The following is a 15,803-nucleotide window of genomic DNA, read 5'->3' on the forward strand; positions in this document are numbered from 1 at the left end:
AATCACCTCGCAGTTAGACTGTCCGGGATTCTATGAAAATATGTAGGATCAGCTTTTTTTGTGTAAAAAATCAAAGAAATTTTTTACAGAGCGATTTAAGATCAGCTCTTCTGGCAGCTTTGCCTGTGCCGCGAGTTCAGCGGCATAGGTAAAATCACCGACATGCGTTGTGCCATGGCTGTCGCTGGAGAAAATGACAGGATAGTGAAAATGTCTGCACAGATTCAACAGCATGAGATCGTTAAAACGGGTATCTCCCCGGTATCCTTCCGGAGATAGAGAATTATTGTTGATCTCCAGAAGGACATGATGTTCCATGGCGGCTTTTACAAGAGCCAGATAATCTACGGGATATTTCGTGTCATCACAGTGTCCGATGACTGTGACAAAAGGGTGTTCCATAGCAGCGATATAGGCTCTGGTATTCTCCTCTGCAGTACCCGGTTTTTTGGGCGGATGGATACTGGCGATCACGTAGTCGAGACTGGAGAGCAGTCCGCTGTCCAGATCTAGCGTGCCTTTGTTGTCCAGGATACTGACTTCCGCGCCGTAAAGCATACGTATGCCCAGGCGTTCTCTGGGGGCGTTCGCCAGGCTGCGGAAATAAGAAGGCTTTCCCCCGCCCAGCGTAGAGGGACCGTGGTCGGAAATTCCAAGCATTTCCAATCCATTTGCACGGGCAGCTTTTGCCATGTCTGTGATGGTAGCGTGGGAGCCGTGTCCGCTTGCGATCGTATGTGTATGTATATCAAATACGTAAGAAACCATAAATATCAGCCTTTCCATAAAGAATCGGAATAAGATAAAAATCCTTTCTTACTAGTATGCGCAGTTTTGGAACATTTGTCAATGCTAATCCACTTATGCAAACTGACTTTTATAGAGCATGGCGTATTTGCCGTTTTTCTCCATGAGTTCTTCATGGCTGCCGATTTCTTTTATATCTCCCTCTTCCATATAGAGGATCATGTCCGCATCTTTGATCGTAGAAAGTCTGTGTGCGATCACAAAACTGGTGCGGCCTTTCATAAGTTCTGCCATAGCTTTCTGGATCTGTACTTCCGTATGAGTGTCTACGTTGCTGGTGGCCTCGTCCAGGATCATGATCTCCGGATCCGAGGCGATCGCCCGCGCGATCGTCAGAAGCTGCCGTTCGCCTTGAGAAATATTTTCTGCGCCTTTGCTAAGGAGCATGTCGTAACTGCCGGGCAGTGTCTTGATAAAATTGTGGGCGCAGGCGGATTTGGCAGAAGCAATGATCTTTTCTTTTTCCATTCCCTCTTCTGCGTATCCGATATTTTCTGCAATGGTCCCTTCAAACAGCCATGTGTCCTGTAAGACAATACCGAATCGATTCCTAAGTTCTGCCCGGGACATCTCCCTGCTGTCTACGCCGTCTATGGAAATGGAACCACTATTGAGCTCATAGAAGCGCAGAAGCAGATTGATCAGTGTGGTTTTGCCTGCTCCGGTAGGCCCTACGATCGCGACTTTCTGTCCAGGTTTTACTGTCAGATCGACTCCTTTCATCAGGAGATGCTCCTTTGTATAGCCAAATGTTACGTGTTTAAATTCTACACGGCCGCTGCGTTCTTCTGGTATACTGCACGGCTGTGCGTCGGAGCATTCTTCCTCTGCGTCCAACAGGCCGAAGATACGGCTGCCTGCGGCTGCGGCTGCGCCAAAACTGCCCATCATGCCGGCAAGAGTAGAAAAAGGTTCTGCGAAACGCCAGGTATATTCCAACATGGCCTGTACATTTCCTACGGCAATCTTTCCGGCGATAGCCCAAAGACAGCCGATGGCGGCACACAGCACATAGCCCAGGTCATTGACCAGTGTAGTGATCGGGCTTATAGCGCCGGCAGTCGTCTCTGCCTTGCGGGAGGTTTGTTTCAATTCTTCATTCAGGGACAGGAAGTTTTTTCTTGCGCGGTTTTGATAATTGCATGTCTGTACGATAGACTGACCATTATACATTTCTTCCACATATCCATTGAGCCTGCCGATCAGTTCCTGCTGCTGTCCGTAATATTTCTCGCTGGCTTTCATGACCCCTGCGGCGCTGCACAAAGAGAGCGGCACCATAACGATAGGAATGAGAGAAAGGGCAGGACTGATCGTCAGCATCATCACGAGTACGCCGACGGCGGTGGTGATCTGTGCCACAGCGGAAGTCAGATTCTGGCTGATGGCATTGTTCAGCGTATCCACGTCATTGGTGATCACACTGAGAATATCCCCATGGGTATGGGTATCATAGTAATCGAGTTTTAGGCGGTGCATTTTTTCGTTGATCTCCCGCCGAAGTGTCTGCATGACCGCAGATGTGATCTTTGCCATGCCAAATCCTTGCAGAAAAGCGAACAATTGTGAGACAAAATATAAAACGACCAGAGCTGTCAGCAGCCAGAGGATCGTATCCCAGTAAAAGACACCGTCCGCAATGCTGGCGAATAAGGTGGTGGTCACTTTGCCGATCAGAAAAGGCGCCAGCACCATGAAAGCTGTGCTGATCACGGATGCCAGCAGCACAAAAAGAATCTGCAGGCGAAAAGGTTTTAAATAACCGGATAACCTCTTAAATACAGTTATGTTCTTCATATTACAGCGCCTCCTTTCCCAGCTGGATCTCTGCGATCTCCCGATATAAAGGACAAGTCTCCAAAAGTGTGCTGTGTGTTCCGCTCCCTACGATCTGACCGTCATCTACGACAAGGATCCGATCTGCGTCCAGGATTGTGCTGATTCTTTGGGCTACGAGAATAACGGTAGCATCCCCGATGGCTTCTTTTAGATTTTGGCGCAGTTTCCGGTCTGTCTTCATATCCAGGGCAGAAAAGCTGTCGTCGAATACATAAATTTCCGGTTCCTTCATCAAAGCTCTGGCGATCGCCATTCGCTGTCTCTGACCTCCGGAAAGATTGGTTCCGCCTTGGGAGACCGGACTGTGATAGCCATCCTGCTTTTTGGCAATAAATTCTTCAGCGCAGGCAATTCGCGCGGCACGTGTCCACTCGGCCTCTGTCCCTGCTTCTTTGCCAAAATTGAGATTCTCTGCAATGTCTCCGGAGAAAAGGATATTTTTCTGGGGTACATAGCCGATTAAAGAACGCAGATCGTCGACTTTATACTCTTTTGCATTGATGCCGTCGATCAGCACTTCGCCGAACATAGGGTCATACAGGCGTGGGATAAGTTTCAGGATACTGGATTTTCCGCGTCCGGTACCGCCAATGATCGCTGTGATCTCTCCGGGACGGGACACAAAGCTTATATCCTTTAAAACAGGTTCATCTGCATGCGGATAGGCAAAGGTGACATGGCGAAATTCTACGGTAGAGCGCAAGGGGCGCTTGGAAAGCGGGAAGGATCCATCCTCAATACTGCCGGGTGTTTCTAATACTTCCGCGATCCGCTTGGCACATGCATAACTGGTAGGAAACATCATGATCACCAGGGAGAGCATCATCACAGAGGTAAGGACCATGCTGATATACTGGCTGTTCGCTACCAGAGAACCAACTTCCATGGCATTGGTATCTACATAGTAAGCCCCCATACCCAGGACAGCTGCGGTAGTTACGCCGAAGATCACGCTGATCGCAGGCATCAGAAGGCTGGTGATGCGTCCGGCAGTCATAGCGGTCATGGCATGATCTGCATTAGCAGTCTCGAATCGTGCACTTTCTGTTTTCTGCTTGTTAAAAGCGCGGATCACTCGCACACCTTCCAAGGATTCCAGAAACAGACGGTTGATCTGATCCAGTTTTTTGCGCAGCCGGATAGAATACCGGGATGCCAGTACCATGATGACAGACAGGACGATCAGCAAAACGGGGATAGCGACCAACAGGACGGAACTGACTTTTCCGCCGGTAGCAGCGGAAAAGATCAGACCTGCAACTGCCATCATAGGGGCCAACAGTCCGATGCGAAGCAAAAGAGTCAGAAAGTTTTGTACGTTTGTAATATCAGAAGTACTCCGCGTGACCAGACTGGCCGTACCAAATGTATCCATTTCTGCGGCGGAAAAGTTTTGTACTGTGGAAAATACCAAGTTTCTTAATTTTGCCGCAAAATCTGTCGAAATATAAGACGCGATCTTGACAGAGAAAAAACTGACGATGCAGGAAAATACAGTGACTGCTGCCATGATAGCGGCAAAGATCCAGATCATCTGTTTAGAATTTGCCGCTACGCCGTTGTTGATCATCTGTGCCAAAAAGGAGGGCAGAAGCATTTGCCCAACGGCAGATAATAAAACGAATAACAGCAGTCCCAGTATTTGACGGGGATGAAGCTTGATTTTCGAAAAGATTGTTTTCATGATTTTTTCTGTACCTCCTTACTATACAAGTTTGATTTTTGATAATCGAAAAAAGAGATTTCCCAGGGCGTATTTTTGTAAACGCAGATAGTCTTCCCCGGAGACAGTCTCTCCATAGCACAGGATCTCCATATCGCCGCCTGCCCCGGTTGTGAAAAGCTGGGAAGAAATAAAACCATTTTTTAAGTAAAATCTGCGTCGGGCGATCCTTTGCTGTGCATTTGCGGCAGTCTCATCCAACCGTTCGATCAGAAGCAGGATTTTTTTATCCGGAAACTGCCGGCACAGCTGGTTTAACAAAAAACTGCCGGTTCCCTTATTTCTGCTATTTGCAGAGACTGCCAGGTAATCTACCATGACCATATTTTCATAAGGAATGGCAAGGATAAAGCCGAGGAGCAGCTCTTTTTCTAAGGCGATGAACAGCTGCCCTTTTCCACTTTTAATGCAGTGCCGCAGAACAAAGAAGGGTTTCCGTTCTTGCTTGGGAAAGGCTTCCAGATATAGTGTTTTAATGGTTTTCCAATGCTGTTTTTCTACTGTAGTAAATTTCATATAAATACCTCACGATCCTTGTTTTTTTCTTTTACATGACATATCATATAATGTACAGTAACTGTACAGTCAAGGAGGTTTTTATGAAACATAAAAAATATCTATATTCATCGGGAGAGTTTGCCAGGATAAATGGCATCAATAAGCGGACTTTGCACTATTATCATGATATCGGATTGTTTTCGCCGGCAGTGATAGGAGAAAATGGGTATCACTATTACACCAGTTTTCAGATCGTCCAGTTGGAACTGATCTTGATCCTGCGCAGGATCGGACTGTCGATCGAAGATATCAAAGCCTATACACAAAGTCCGTCGGATGCCTCTTTTGCACAGATTGTTTCTGAAAAGAAACGGATGATCGATGCTTCTATCCGCCAGCTGCTGGCGGCAAAAGATTTTTTGCAGAAAAAAGCGGATAAATTAGAACTGGGACTGCTCGCGGAACATGGAAAAATAGAACAGATTGTATTGCCTGCAAGGCGGATTTTTGTCTCAACCCCGATCACAGGAAACTACGACGATCAGGATTTTGCGGTTGCAGCAGAGTTTTCCACGCGTCTTAAGAAAGTATTTGGGCTGTATGATAATTTTGGCAGCAGGATCGCTGTGTCAGAACTCAGGCAGAAAAATTTTACCCAGTATGACCGTTTTTACGCTTATGGACAAGAGGATATTTTGGAATTTGACGAATGTCTGCCTGCCGGAACGTATATCCGGGCGTTTTGTATCGGCGGCTGGGATAAACTGCGGGGAGTGTACGAAGATATCCTTACTTATGCGGAAAAACAGAACTTAGAACTGAATGGATATGCCTACGAAGAGGGCTTGAATGAACTGTCTCTTCAAAAGAGCGAGGAGTATATTACGATGATCACGATACATTGCAGGGAAGGAAAAACAAGAAGAAATTTGGAAAACCAATAAAAACAACGCATTTGCCAGGGTTAATAACAATAAAAACAACAATAAAAATGAATAACCCTGTTGATTTTATTGACTTTGCTGTCTGCTTTTTATATAATAAGAGCAAACTAGGCGGAGACTATTGCGTTTCCGATTCCGAGAAACAAACAGAAAGGAGCAACAGACGGAGATGGGATTATATACATATGACAGTACACCGCTTCCTAAGTCGGACAGAATTGCGAAACTGGTGGAAGATCTGTATGCGAAAATGCCGGAGATCGAAGCGGCGCGGGCGGTCCTCCTTACACAGTCTTATAAGGAAACAGAGAATGAACCGGTGATCATTCGCAGAGCAAAGGCATTCGCGCATATCTTGGAGCATATTCCGATCGTGATCCGTGACCGGGAACTGATCGTGGGAAGTACAACGATCGCTCCCCGCGGATGTCAGACGTATCCGGAATTTTCCTATGAGTGGCTGGAAGCAGAATTTGATACGGTGGAGACAAGAAGTGCAGATCCTTTTTATATAGCGGAAGAGACAAAGCAGAAGTTAAGAGAAGCAGACGCTTACTGGAAAGGACGTACCACCAGTGAACTGGCAACGGCTTATATGGAACCGGAGACATTGCTTGCCATGGAGCATAATATATTTACGCCGGGCAATTATTTTTATAATGGCGTGGGACATGTCACTGTCAAATACCAGGAGGTATTGGAAATTGGCTTTACAGGGATCAAAGAGAAGGCGGAGGCACAACTGGCCTCTATAAGTCTCTCTGATGGAGACTACCAGAGAAAATCACGGTTCTTAGAGGCGGTCATGATCAGCTGTGACGCCGCGATCACATATGCCAGACGGTATGCCCGTCTTGCGCTTGAGGAAGCACAAAACTGCAAAGATCCTGTACGTCAAAAAGAACTGCTTCAGATCGCGCAGAACTGTGCGAACGTACCAGAGAGAGGTGCCGACGGCTTCTATGAGGCATGTCAGTCGTTCTGGTTTGTACAGCAGCTCTTGCAGATCGAATCCAGCGGACATTCAATCTCGCCGGGACGGTTTGACCAGTATATGTATCCTTATTATAAGAAAGATATAGAGAGAGGCAAGATCACGAAAGAATTCGCCCAGGAACTGATGGACTGTGTATGGGTTAAATTAAATGATTTGAATAAATGTCGTGATGCCGTGTCTGCGGAAGGATTTGCCGGATACAGCCTGTTTCAGAACCTGATAGCCGGGGGAGTAAACGAAGACGGCGTGGATGTGACGAATGATCTGTCTTTTATGTGCATCACGGCATCTATGCATGTGGCGCTTCCGCAGCCATCCCTGTCTGTGCGGGTATGGAACGGCTCTCCGCACGAATTTCTGATCAGAGCGGCGGAATTGACAAGGACTGGGATCGGACTGCCGGCTTACTACAATGATGAAGTGATCATTCCGGCGCTTATAAGCCGGGGACTGACGCTGGCGGATGCGAGGGACTACAATATCATCGGCTGCGTGGAACCACAGAAAGCGGGAAAGACAGAAGGCTGGCATGATGCAGCATTTTTCAATATGTGCCGCCCGCTGGAGTTGGTATTCCATAACGGAAAGGATAAAGGCGTACAGATCGGGCCAAAGACCGGCGAGGTAGAGGACATGAAAACCTTTGAAGAATTTTACCATGCCTACAAGGTTCAGATGGACTATGCGATCAAACTGCTTGTCAATGCCGACAATGCCATCGACGTAGCTCATGCACAGCGCTGCCCGCTTCCGTTTTTGTCTTCTATGGTAGACGATTGTATGAAGCGCGGAAAATCTGTACAGGAAGGTGGCGCTGTATACAATTTCACAGGTCCTCAGGGTTTTGGAGTGGCAAATATGGCAGACGCATTGTATGCGGTGAAGACATTGGTGTATGATGAAAAGAAGATCACTATGAAGGAATTAAAAGAAGCTCTGCTTACGAACTACGGAAAAGGCTTAAACGAGGAAGATGTATCGGACATCACCAAAGAAATCGCACAAGAGATGCGGGAAACAGGAGAGACAGTCAACGAACATACAGTGGCGGCGATCTTAAAAAGTGTAATCGCTGCTTCGGAATCTGAGGCGGCAAAGGACAATGGAGAGCGTATCCTAAAGCTGATTGAAGCTGTGCCGAAATTTGGAAACGATCTGCCGGAAGTAGACACCTTTGCGCGAGATGTGGCATATACGTACACAAAGCCTCTTGAGAAATATAAGAATCCGAGAGGCGGTATGTTCCAGGCAGGGCTCTATCCGGTGTCTGCGAACGTTCCCTTGGGAGCGCAGACAGGCGCGACGCCGGACGGAAGGTTGGCACATACACCTGTTGCGGACGGTGTATCTCCATCGGCCGGAAAGGATACGCACGGACCGACGGCGGCGGCAAATTCGGTGTCCCGACTGGACCATTACATTGCTTCTAATGGAACTTTGTTTAATCAGAAATTCCATCCTTCCGCTTTGAGCGGCAGGCAGGGGCTGGAGAACTTCGTAGGTCTGATCCGTTCTTATTTTGATCAGAAGGGAAGCCATATGCAGTTTAACGTGGTCAGCCGTGAAACACTTTTAGACGCCCAGGAACATCCGGAACAGTATAAACATCTTGTCGTGCGGGTGGCAGGCTACAGCGCTTTGTTCACAACCTTGTCCAGATCTCTGCAGGATGACATCATACGCCGGACGGAGCAGGGGTTCTGATAGGAAAAGCGGAGCGTCTGTTTACAGGAAAGGCAGCAAACAGAGATGAGAAAGGAAACGACATGGAAGAATATTTACAGACAAAAGGAAGGATATTTGATATTCAAAGATATTCCATCCATGACGGCACGGGGATACGCACCATTGTGTTTTTGAAGGGCTGCGTGCTCAGATGTCGGTGGTGCTGTAATCCGGAGTCCCAGGAATATCAGATACAGACCATGTTTGTCCAGGGAAAACCTAAGGTTATAGGTGAGGATGTCACGGTGGGAGAAGTGATGGAGACGGTCTTAAAGGACAGACCTTATTATCGCAGGACCGGCGGCGGACTCACATTGTCGGGGGGAGAGAGCCTTTGCCAGCCGGCCTTTGCAAGAGACCTGCTCAGAGCAGCGCAGGAGAGCGGGATCAGTACGGCGATGGAAAGTATGGGATACGCGGAATACCAGGTGATAGAAGAGATCCTGCCGTATCTTGATCAGTATCTGCTGGATATCAAGCATATGGATCCTGACAAGCACAAAGAATTTACCGGAAAAGGAAATCAGCGGATGCTGGAAAACGCAGGGAAGATCGCCGCTTCAGGACAGACGGAACTGAGTATCCGCATACCGGTGATCCCGGGCTTTAACGACACGGAACAAGAGATACGTGACATTGCCCGTTTCGCGAAAGAAATCGGACATGTCAGAAGAATACATCTTCTTCCTTACCATAGGCTTGGGCAGGATAAATATGCCGGGCTTGGGAGGACATATCTGATGGGAGATGTAGAGCCGCCGGAAAATGCGAAGATGGAGCTGCTTTTGCAGGCGGCAAAAAAAGAGTCGCAGCTAGAGTGTCAGATAGGAGGTTAAAAGATGGCGCAGGAATATATACCAGAGAGGATCGTGCAGGAATTAGTACCCGGAAAAGAAATTACGATCGCACATTTGATCGCAAGTCCGGATAGCACGCTCTATGAGAAATTAGGATTAGATCCTCGTACAGAATATAGTAAATCGGCGATCGGGGTGCTTACGATCAGTCCGGCAGAGACGGCGATCATTGCGGCGGATATCGCTATCAAAGCGGCCGGCATCGAGTTGGGGTTTGTAGACCGGTTCAGCGGGACTTTGATCGTGACGGGGACGATCTCCGAGACAGAAGCGGCACTCCGGGCAGTCCTGTCCTATGTAAAGGAAAAGATGGGATTTTCGGTATGCGAGATAACGAGGACCTGATCGTATGAAGAAGATTGTACTGATGGGACGCAGCGAATGTGGAAAGACCACATTGACGCAGGCGCTCAAAGGAGAAAAGATACACTATCACAAGACACAGTATGTGAACCATTTTGATGTCATCATTGATACGCCGGGAGAATATGCGCAGACGAAACATCTAGGGTATGCGCTGGCGTTGTATGCATATGAAGCGGATGTTGTGGGGCTGCTTTTGTCGGCGACGGAGCCCTATTCTTTATACCCGCCCTGCAGCACGTCGATGTGTAATCGGGAGGTGGTCGGCATCGTGACGAAGATCCACGATAAAAATGCGGATGTAGCTCGGGCAGAGCGTTGGTTAAGGCTTGCGGGATGTAAGAAGATCTTCTATGTGGACTCAAAAAATTATGAAGGAATCCCGGAGATTTTAGAGTATCTGAAAGAAGAAGGAGACGTACTTCCCTGGGAAACAGAGACAGACTGAAAGAAAGATAAGAAAATTTGCTGTTTTCCAATAAAACCAACATGAAAATGAGTTGACTAATGTGGGATTGTGTGGTAATATTCAACTAGAAACAACACAAAACAAATATTTTATGCTGTTTTGTTCAGAAATCCAAGGAGGAGAAGAAATGCAAAACGAATACGAGATTAAGAAAGAAATGTGTGAGATCGGCAGACGTGTGTACAATCGTGGGATGGTTGCCGCAAATGATGGTAACTTTTCTGTAAAACTCAACGACAATGAATTTTTGTGTACACCGACAGGAGTCAGCAAAGGCTTCATGACACCAGAATATATCTGTAAGGTTGACGCAAACGGAAATGTGATCCAGGCGAATAAAGGATTTAAACCTTCTTCAGAGATCAAGATGCATATGCGTGTGTACAAACAAAGACCAGATGTAAAATCTGTTGTACATGCTCATCCTTTATACGCAACAACATTTGCTATCGCAGGGATTCCGCTGACACAGCCGATCATGCCGGAAGCAGTTATCGCTTTAGGATGTGTTCCGATCGCGAAATACGGTACACCGTCTACAGAAGAGATTCCGGACGCAGTAGAAGAACATCTGCAGTATTTTGATGCAGTACTTCTGGAAAACCACGGAGCGCTGACATATTCAGATTCTTTATTGAATGCATATCACAAGATGGAATCTGTAGAATTCTACGCACGTCTGTTATGGCAGAGCATGCAGATCGGCGGACCACAGGAACTTTCCAAAGATCAGGTAGAAAAATTATATGAGATCAGAAGACAGTTTGGACTTCCGGGAAAACACCCTGCAAATCTGTGTCCAAATGCACAGGCGGGAAAACCAAGCTGCCATACATGCGGCGCTGCATGCCCATCAGCAGCAGCTTCCTCCACGATCGGAAATGCAGATGCGGATCTTGTGGCTTCTATCACAAAGAAGGTTATGGATCAGCTGGGTATGAACTAAGACAAGCATAGGATCAGATATAAGAAATGAGGACTGCTATGAATGAACAGGATATTTCCAGAGCAGTGGAAGCTGTCCTGGAACAGATGAAACAAACAGATCCAAAGCCGGAAACAGAACATGTCTGTACATGTAAAAAATACAAGATGACCTTAGAACTTGCCAATGCTCTTATCGAGAAAGTGAAGGCGTTTGCGCAGGAAATAGGCGTGCAGGCAGTGATCGCAGTTTCAGACAAGGCGGGAAGACCTGTTGCTGTCCAGTGTATGGACGACGCCTACATAGCAAGCTTTGACATTGCATTGAATAAGACATTTACTTCAGCGAGCCTTAAGATGTCCACGGAGCAACTGAGTCACTTGAGTCAGCCGGGACAGTCTTTATATGGAATCCAGTTTACAAACGCAGGAAAGATCGTGATCTTTGGCGGAGGGGAACCGTTAGAAGCAGATGGCAAGATAATCGGCGCCCTGGGGGTAAGCGGCGGCACGGCGGAACAGGATACTAAGATCGCAGCTTATGGAAAGGACGTGTTTAAGGAGGTATTAGCGTGTCTGTAAATGAACAGATGGTGCAGGACATCGTGCAGGAAGTGCTTGCGAAAATGCAGATCGCATCTGATGTATCAGGAAACAGAGGTGTGTTTGCTGATATGAATGAGGCAATCGCGGCAGCGCAGAAGGCGCAGAAAGTCGTTGCAAGAATGACCCTGGATCACAGGGAAAAAGTAATCTCCAACATTCGTAAAAAAATCAATGAAAACGCAGAGATCTTAGCGCGTATGGGCGTGGAAGAGACAGGCATGGGAAATGTTGGACATAAAATTTTGAAGCATCAGCTGGTGGCAGAAAAGACACCGGGAACAGAAGATATTACAACAACAGCCTGGTCAGGAGACAGAGGGCTTACGCTGATCGAGATGGGACCTTTTGGAGTGATCGGAGCTATTACTCCGTGCACAAATCCAAGTGAGACAGTGCTTTGCAATACGATCGGCATGTTTGCCGGTGGCAATACAGTCGTATTTAATCCGCATCCGGCAGCAATCAAAACTTCCATATATGCAGTGAATCTGTTAAACGAGGCTTCCGTAGAAGCGGGTGGACCGGATAACATTGCATGTACGGTAGAACATCCTACATTAGAGACAAGCAACATTATGATGAAGCATAAAGCGATCCAGTTGATCGCAGCGACCGGAGGACCGGGCGTCGTGACAGCAGTGCTTTCTTCCGGGAGAAGAGGGATCGGCGCAGGCGCAGGCAATCCGCCGGCACTGGTGGATGAGACAGCAGATATCCGCAAAGCAGCGGAAGATATCGTGAACGGCTGTACATTCGATAACAACCTTCCTTGTATTGCAGAGAAAGAGATCGTGGCGGTAGAAAGTGTTGCAGATGAACTGCTGCATTATATGATACAGGAGCAGGGATGTTATCTTGCTTCCAAAGAAGAACAGGATGCTCTGACAGCAGTTGTTTTAAAAGACGGACGTTTAAACAGAAAATGTGTAGGACGTGACGCAAAGACACTGCTTGGTATGATCGGCGTGACAGTACCGGACAACATCCGTTGTATTACCTTTGAAGGACCAAAGGAACATCCGCTGATCGCAACTGAACTTATGATGCCAATTCTTGGCGTAGTAAGGGCAAAAGATTTTAACGATGCAGTAGAGCAGGCAGTGTGGCTGGAGCATGGAAACAGACATTCTGCACACATCCATTCCAAGAATGTAGACCATATCACGAAATATGCGAAAGCGATTGATACGGCGATTCTTGTAAAGAATGGACCGTCCTATGCGGCACTGGGCTTTGGCGGCGAAGGGTTCTGTACCTTTACCATTGCCAGCCGGACAGGCGAAGGTCTGACAAGTGCCAGCACCTTCACAAAGAGAAGACGCTGCGTAATGTCGGACAGCTTATGTATTCGATAGAGGAGGATGAAAACATGGAAATGAATTCTGCAAATGTAGAAGCAGTTGTAAAACAAGTGTTGGAAAGCATGCTGGAAAAGCCGATTCCTTCTGCGCAGACAGCAAATGCAGGAAGCCAGGCTATTCCAAAGACAGCACATGTGGCAATGCTGACTTCTCTGGAGCATTATGATATTAAAGAATTCCCTATGCCGGAGGTGGGCGACGGAGATATTCTTGTAAAAGTAGAAGGATGCGGTGTCTGCGGGACAGACGCGCACGAGTTTAAGAGAGATCCATTCAGCTTGATCCCGGTAGTGCTCGGACATGAGGGTACCGGAGAAATCGTAAAAATGGGTAAAAATGTAAAAGTGGACAGCGCCGGAAAAGCACTGAAGGTAGGCGATAAAGTCGTGACCTGTATGATCTTCAAAGACGATCCGGAGATCACGATGTATGACTTAAACAAACAGAATGTAGGAGGAGCCGACGTATACGGACTTCTGCCGGATGATGATATCCATTTAAACGGATGGTTTGCTGATTACATTCTGATCCGTGAAGGCTCTACAGTATTTAATGTCAGTGATCTGGATCTGAAGTCCCGCGTACTGATTGAACCATGCGCAGTACTTGTACATGCGGTAGAGAGAGCGAAGACGACAGGGATCTTACGGTTCAACAGCAGAGTAGTCGTACAGGGATGTGGACCGATCGGCTTGATTTGTATCGCAGTTTTGCGTACAATGGGTATTGAGAATATTGTTGCAGTAGACGGAGAGCAGAAACGTCTGGAATTCGCAAAGAGAATGGGCGCGGAAAAGAGCGTAAACTTCAAGGATTTTCAGGGCATCGAAGCGCTGGCACAGGGAGTAAAAGATGCTTTCGGCGGACATGCGGCAGATTTTGCATTCCAGTGTACAGGTTCACCTGTGGCTCATGCGAACATCTATAAATTCATCAGAAATGGCGGCGGCTTATGTGAGCTTGGCTTCTTTATCAATGGTGGAGACGCTACGATCAATCCGCATTTCGATCTGTGTTCCAAAGAGATCACACTGGTTGGTTCCTGGGTATATACACTGCGGGATTATGCAACTACATTTGATTTCTTAAAGAGAGCAAAGGGAATCGGACTTCCGATGGATGAACTGATCACACATGAGTTCCCACTGGAGCAGATCAACGAAGCTCACCAGACAAATCTGGCGATGAAGGGCTTAAAGATCGCGATTATCAATAAATAGTCAGGCCAATCCCTAAAAGGAGAAAAGTGATGGGAGAAGCAGTAGGTATGTTAGAGGTGTTCGGACTTTCCACTGCCTTTGCGGCGGCAGATGCCGGGTGCAAAGCAGGAAATGTCCGACTGGAGACCTTTGATAAGAATAAACCGGCGAATGCGGACGCATTACCTGTACCGCTGATCGTCATGATCAAGTTTAGAGGCAGCGTATCTGATGTCCAGGCGGCGCTGGAAGCGGCAAAGAACCGGGCAGAAGAATTAGCGGGAGTCGTAACGGAATATGAGATCGCAAGACCCACAGAGGATACAGAGAAAATGCTGAAACTCAGTGGGCTGGATAAAGGAAAACCACATTTGATCAATGAAAAAGAAATTGAAGAAATCTAGGAGGAATTAAAAAATGGCAATGGCACAGTTAGCATTAGGAATGGTAGAAACAAGAGGACTTACAGCAGCAATCGAAGCTGCAGACGCAATGACAAAAGCAGCGGAAGTCACATTGGTAGGAACAGAGAAGATCGGTTCCGGACTGGTAACAGTTATGGTACGTGGAGATGTCGGCGCAGTAAAGGCTGCTGTTGAGACAGGAGCTGACGCAGCAGGAAGATTGGGAGAATTAGTGGCAACACACGTAATCCCAAGACCACACAACGACGTAGAAAAAATCCTTCCTACAGTGTAAGTATTTCCTTGTAAGGAAAGACTTATCTGCGAATGAATGTAAAGGAGCAGTCTCATGGGAAAGGCGTATGGATTTTTTGAGATCCCGAGTGTAACCGCAGCAGTAGTTGCGATCGATATCATGTGCAAGACGGCGGAAGTCGAATTGGTCACATGGGAAAAAAAATTAGGCGGAAGACTTGTCACGATCATTATTCGAGGAAATGTATCCGCAGTCACGCAGGCCATTGAAACTGCCGCAGCAAATGGAATTAAAGAACCTGCCTGTTATGTGGTGATCCCAAGTCCGCATGAAGAGATACTGAAGATCATCGAAAATAGTGTGAACAGGGTAAGTTAGGAGGCAGTGCAGATGGCAGAGGAAAAAAAGAGAACAACAAGAGCCAAGGCGCCGTCAAAGACAGTGCAGAGAGTAAAGCAGGCGGCAAGCCAGGCAGAGCAAGTACAACCAACAATTCAAAAGGAGGAAAGAAGAATGTCACAGGAAGCATTAGGAATGGTAGAAACAAGAGGTCTTGTAGCATCTATTGAAGCAGCAGATACAATGTTAAAAGCTGCAAACGTAGTATTGGTAGGGACAGAGAAGATCGGTTCCGGACTGGTAACAGTTATGGTGCGCGGAGATGTCGGCGCAGTAAAATCTGCAGTAGAATCTGGCGCAGAAGCAGCAGGAAGACTGGGAGAATTAGTGGCAACACACGTAATCCCAAGACCACATACAGATGTAGAAAAAATTCTTCCGGCAATCAAATAAATAAAAAACATTTGTTTGACACGATATTTACAGCCTTAC

General features: G+C 47.1%; 17 protein-coding genes. 13 read left to right on the forward strand and 4 right to left on the reverse strand.

Annotation, left to right across the window (positions count from 1 at the left end; all coding sequences use genetic code 11):
* Nucleotides 1-48 precede the first annotated feature (48 nt).
* From BN3282_RS03235 to BN3282_RS03250, 4 genes are all read right to left on the reverse strand, one after another.
* Nucleotides 49-768 (reverse strand): phosphatase, encoded by a 720-nt coding sequence (locus tag BN3282_RS03235; RefSeq protein WP_059066876.1) that lies wholly within the window; start codon nucleotides 766-768, stop codon nucleotides 49-51.
* A 93-nt stretch (nucleotides 769-861) separates the two neighbouring features.
* A complete protein-coding gene (locus BN3282_RS03240; RefSeq protein WP_059066679.1) occupies nucleotides 862-2,604 on the reverse strand; it encodes an ABC transporter ATP-binding protein in 1,743 nt (580 codons plus the stop codon).
* Nucleotide 2,605: 1 nt separating this feature from the next.
* Nucleotides 2,606-4,330, reverse strand: a complete 1,725-nt coding sequence (locus BN3282_RS03245; RefSeq protein ID WP_059066680.1) for an ABC transporter ATP-binding protein — start codon at nucleotides 4,328-4,330, stop codon at nucleotides 2,606-2,608.
* 21 nt (nucleotides 4,331-4,351) lie between these two features.
* Complete coding sequence (locus tag BN3282_RS03250; RefSeq protein ID WP_059066681.1) at nucleotides 4,352-4,885, reverse strand: GNAT family N-acetyltransferase; 534 nt, start codon at nucleotides 4,883-4,885, stop codon at nucleotides 4,352-4,354.
* A gap of 83 nt (nucleotides 4,886-4,968) precedes the next feature.
* Here BN3282_RS03250 and BN3282_RS03255 point away from each other — a divergent pair, with 83 nt between their 5' ends.
* From BN3282_RS03255 to BN3282_RS03315, 13 genes are all read left to right on the forward strand, one after another.
* Entirely contained in the window at nucleotides 4,969-5,811 is an 843-nt protein-coding gene (locus tag BN3282_RS03255; protein WP_059066682.1) for a MerR family transcriptional regulator, read from the forward strand.
* A 169-nt stretch (nucleotides 5,812-5,980) separates the two neighbouring features.
* Nucleotides 5,981-8,512 (forward strand): glycyl radical protein, encoded by a 2,532-nt coding sequence (locus tag BN3282_RS03260; protein ID WP_059066877.1) that lies wholly within the window; start codon nucleotides 5,981-5,983, stop codon nucleotides 8,510-8,512.
* Nucleotides 8,513-8,574: 62 nt separating this feature from the next.
* Nucleotides 8,575-9,369, forward strand: coding sequence for a glycyl-radical enzyme activating protein (locus tag BN3282_RS03265; RefSeq protein WP_059066683.1), 795 nt, complete (start codon nucleotides 8,575-8,577; stop codon nucleotides 9,367-9,369).
* A gap of 3 nt (nucleotides 9,370-9,372) precedes the next feature.
* Nucleotides 9,373-9,735, forward strand: coding sequence for a BMC domain-containing protein (locus BN3282_RS03270; RefSeq protein ID WP_059066684.1), 363 nt, complete (start codon nucleotides 9,373-9,375; stop codon nucleotides 9,733-9,735).
* A gap of 4 nt (nucleotides 9,736-9,739) precedes the next feature.
* Complete coding sequence (locus BN3282_RS03275; RefSeq protein WP_059066685.1) at nucleotides 9,740-10,201, forward strand: EutP/PduV family microcompartment system protein; 462 nt, start codon at nucleotides 9,740-9,742, stop codon at nucleotides 10,199-10,201.
* A gap of 148 nt (nucleotides 10,202-10,349) precedes the next feature.
* The gene (locus BN3282_RS03280; protein WP_059066686.1) at nucleotides 10,350-11,168 is read left to right on the forward strand and encodes a class II aldolase/adducin family protein; all 819 of its coding nucleotides are present in this window, start codon (nucleotides 10,350-10,352) and stop codon (nucleotides 11,166-11,168) included.
* A 38-nt stretch (nucleotides 11,169-11,206) separates the two neighbouring features.
* Entirely contained in the window at nucleotides 11,207-11,728 is a 522-nt protein-coding gene (locus BN3282_RS03285; protein WP_059066687.1) for a GlcG/HbpS family heme-binding protein, read from the forward strand.
* Nucleotides 11,719-13,107 (forward strand): aldehyde dehydrogenase family protein, encoded by a 1,389-nt coding sequence (locus tag BN3282_RS03290; protein WP_059066688.1) that lies wholly within the window; start codon nucleotides 11,719-11,721, stop codon nucleotides 13,105-13,107. The genes BN3282_RS03285 and BN3282_RS03290 overlap by 10 nt, the downstream gene beginning before the upstream one ends.
* A 14-nt stretch (nucleotides 13,108-13,121) precedes the next feature.
* Nucleotides 13,122-14,333: a zinc-dependent alcohol dehydrogenase gene (locus BN3282_RS03295; RefSeq protein WP_059066689.1), complete on the forward strand. Its 1,212-nt coding sequence runs from the start codon at nucleotides 13,122-13,124 to the stop codon at nucleotides 14,331-14,333.
* A gap of 29 nt (nucleotides 14,334-14,362) precedes the next feature.
* Nucleotides 14,363-14,716: a BMC domain-containing protein gene (locus tag BN3282_RS03300; protein WP_059066690.1), complete on the forward strand. Its 354-nt coding sequence runs from the start codon at nucleotides 14,363-14,365 to the stop codon at nucleotides 14,714-14,716.
* 19 nt (nucleotides 14,717-14,735) lie between these two features.
* Nucleotides 14,736-15,011: a BMC domain-containing protein gene (locus BN3282_RS03305; protein WP_009003872.1), complete on the forward strand. Its 276-nt coding sequence runs from the start codon at nucleotides 14,736-14,738 to the stop codon at nucleotides 15,009-15,011.
* Between the two features lie 54 nt (nucleotides 15,012-15,065).
* The gene (locus tag BN3282_RS03310) at nucleotides 15,066-15,350 is read left to right on the forward strand and encodes a BMC domain-containing protein (protein WP_059066691.1); all 285 of its coding nucleotides are present in this window, start codon (nucleotides 15,066-15,068) and stop codon (nucleotides 15,348-15,350) included.
* Nucleotides 15,351-15,485: 135 nt separating this feature from the next.
* Complete coding sequence (locus BN3282_RS03315; protein ID WP_044954962.1) at nucleotides 15,486-15,764, forward strand: BMC domain-containing protein; 279 nt, start codon at nucleotides 15,486-15,488, stop codon at nucleotides 15,762-15,764.
* Nucleotides 15,765-15,803 lie beyond the last annotated feature (39 nt).

It is taken from the genome of Mediterraneibacter massiliensis (assembly GCF_001487105.1).
In the GTDB taxonomy this organism is placed as follows: Bacteria; Bacillota; Clostridia; order Lachnospirales; family Lachnospiraceae; genus Mediterraneibacter; species Mediterraneibacter massiliensis.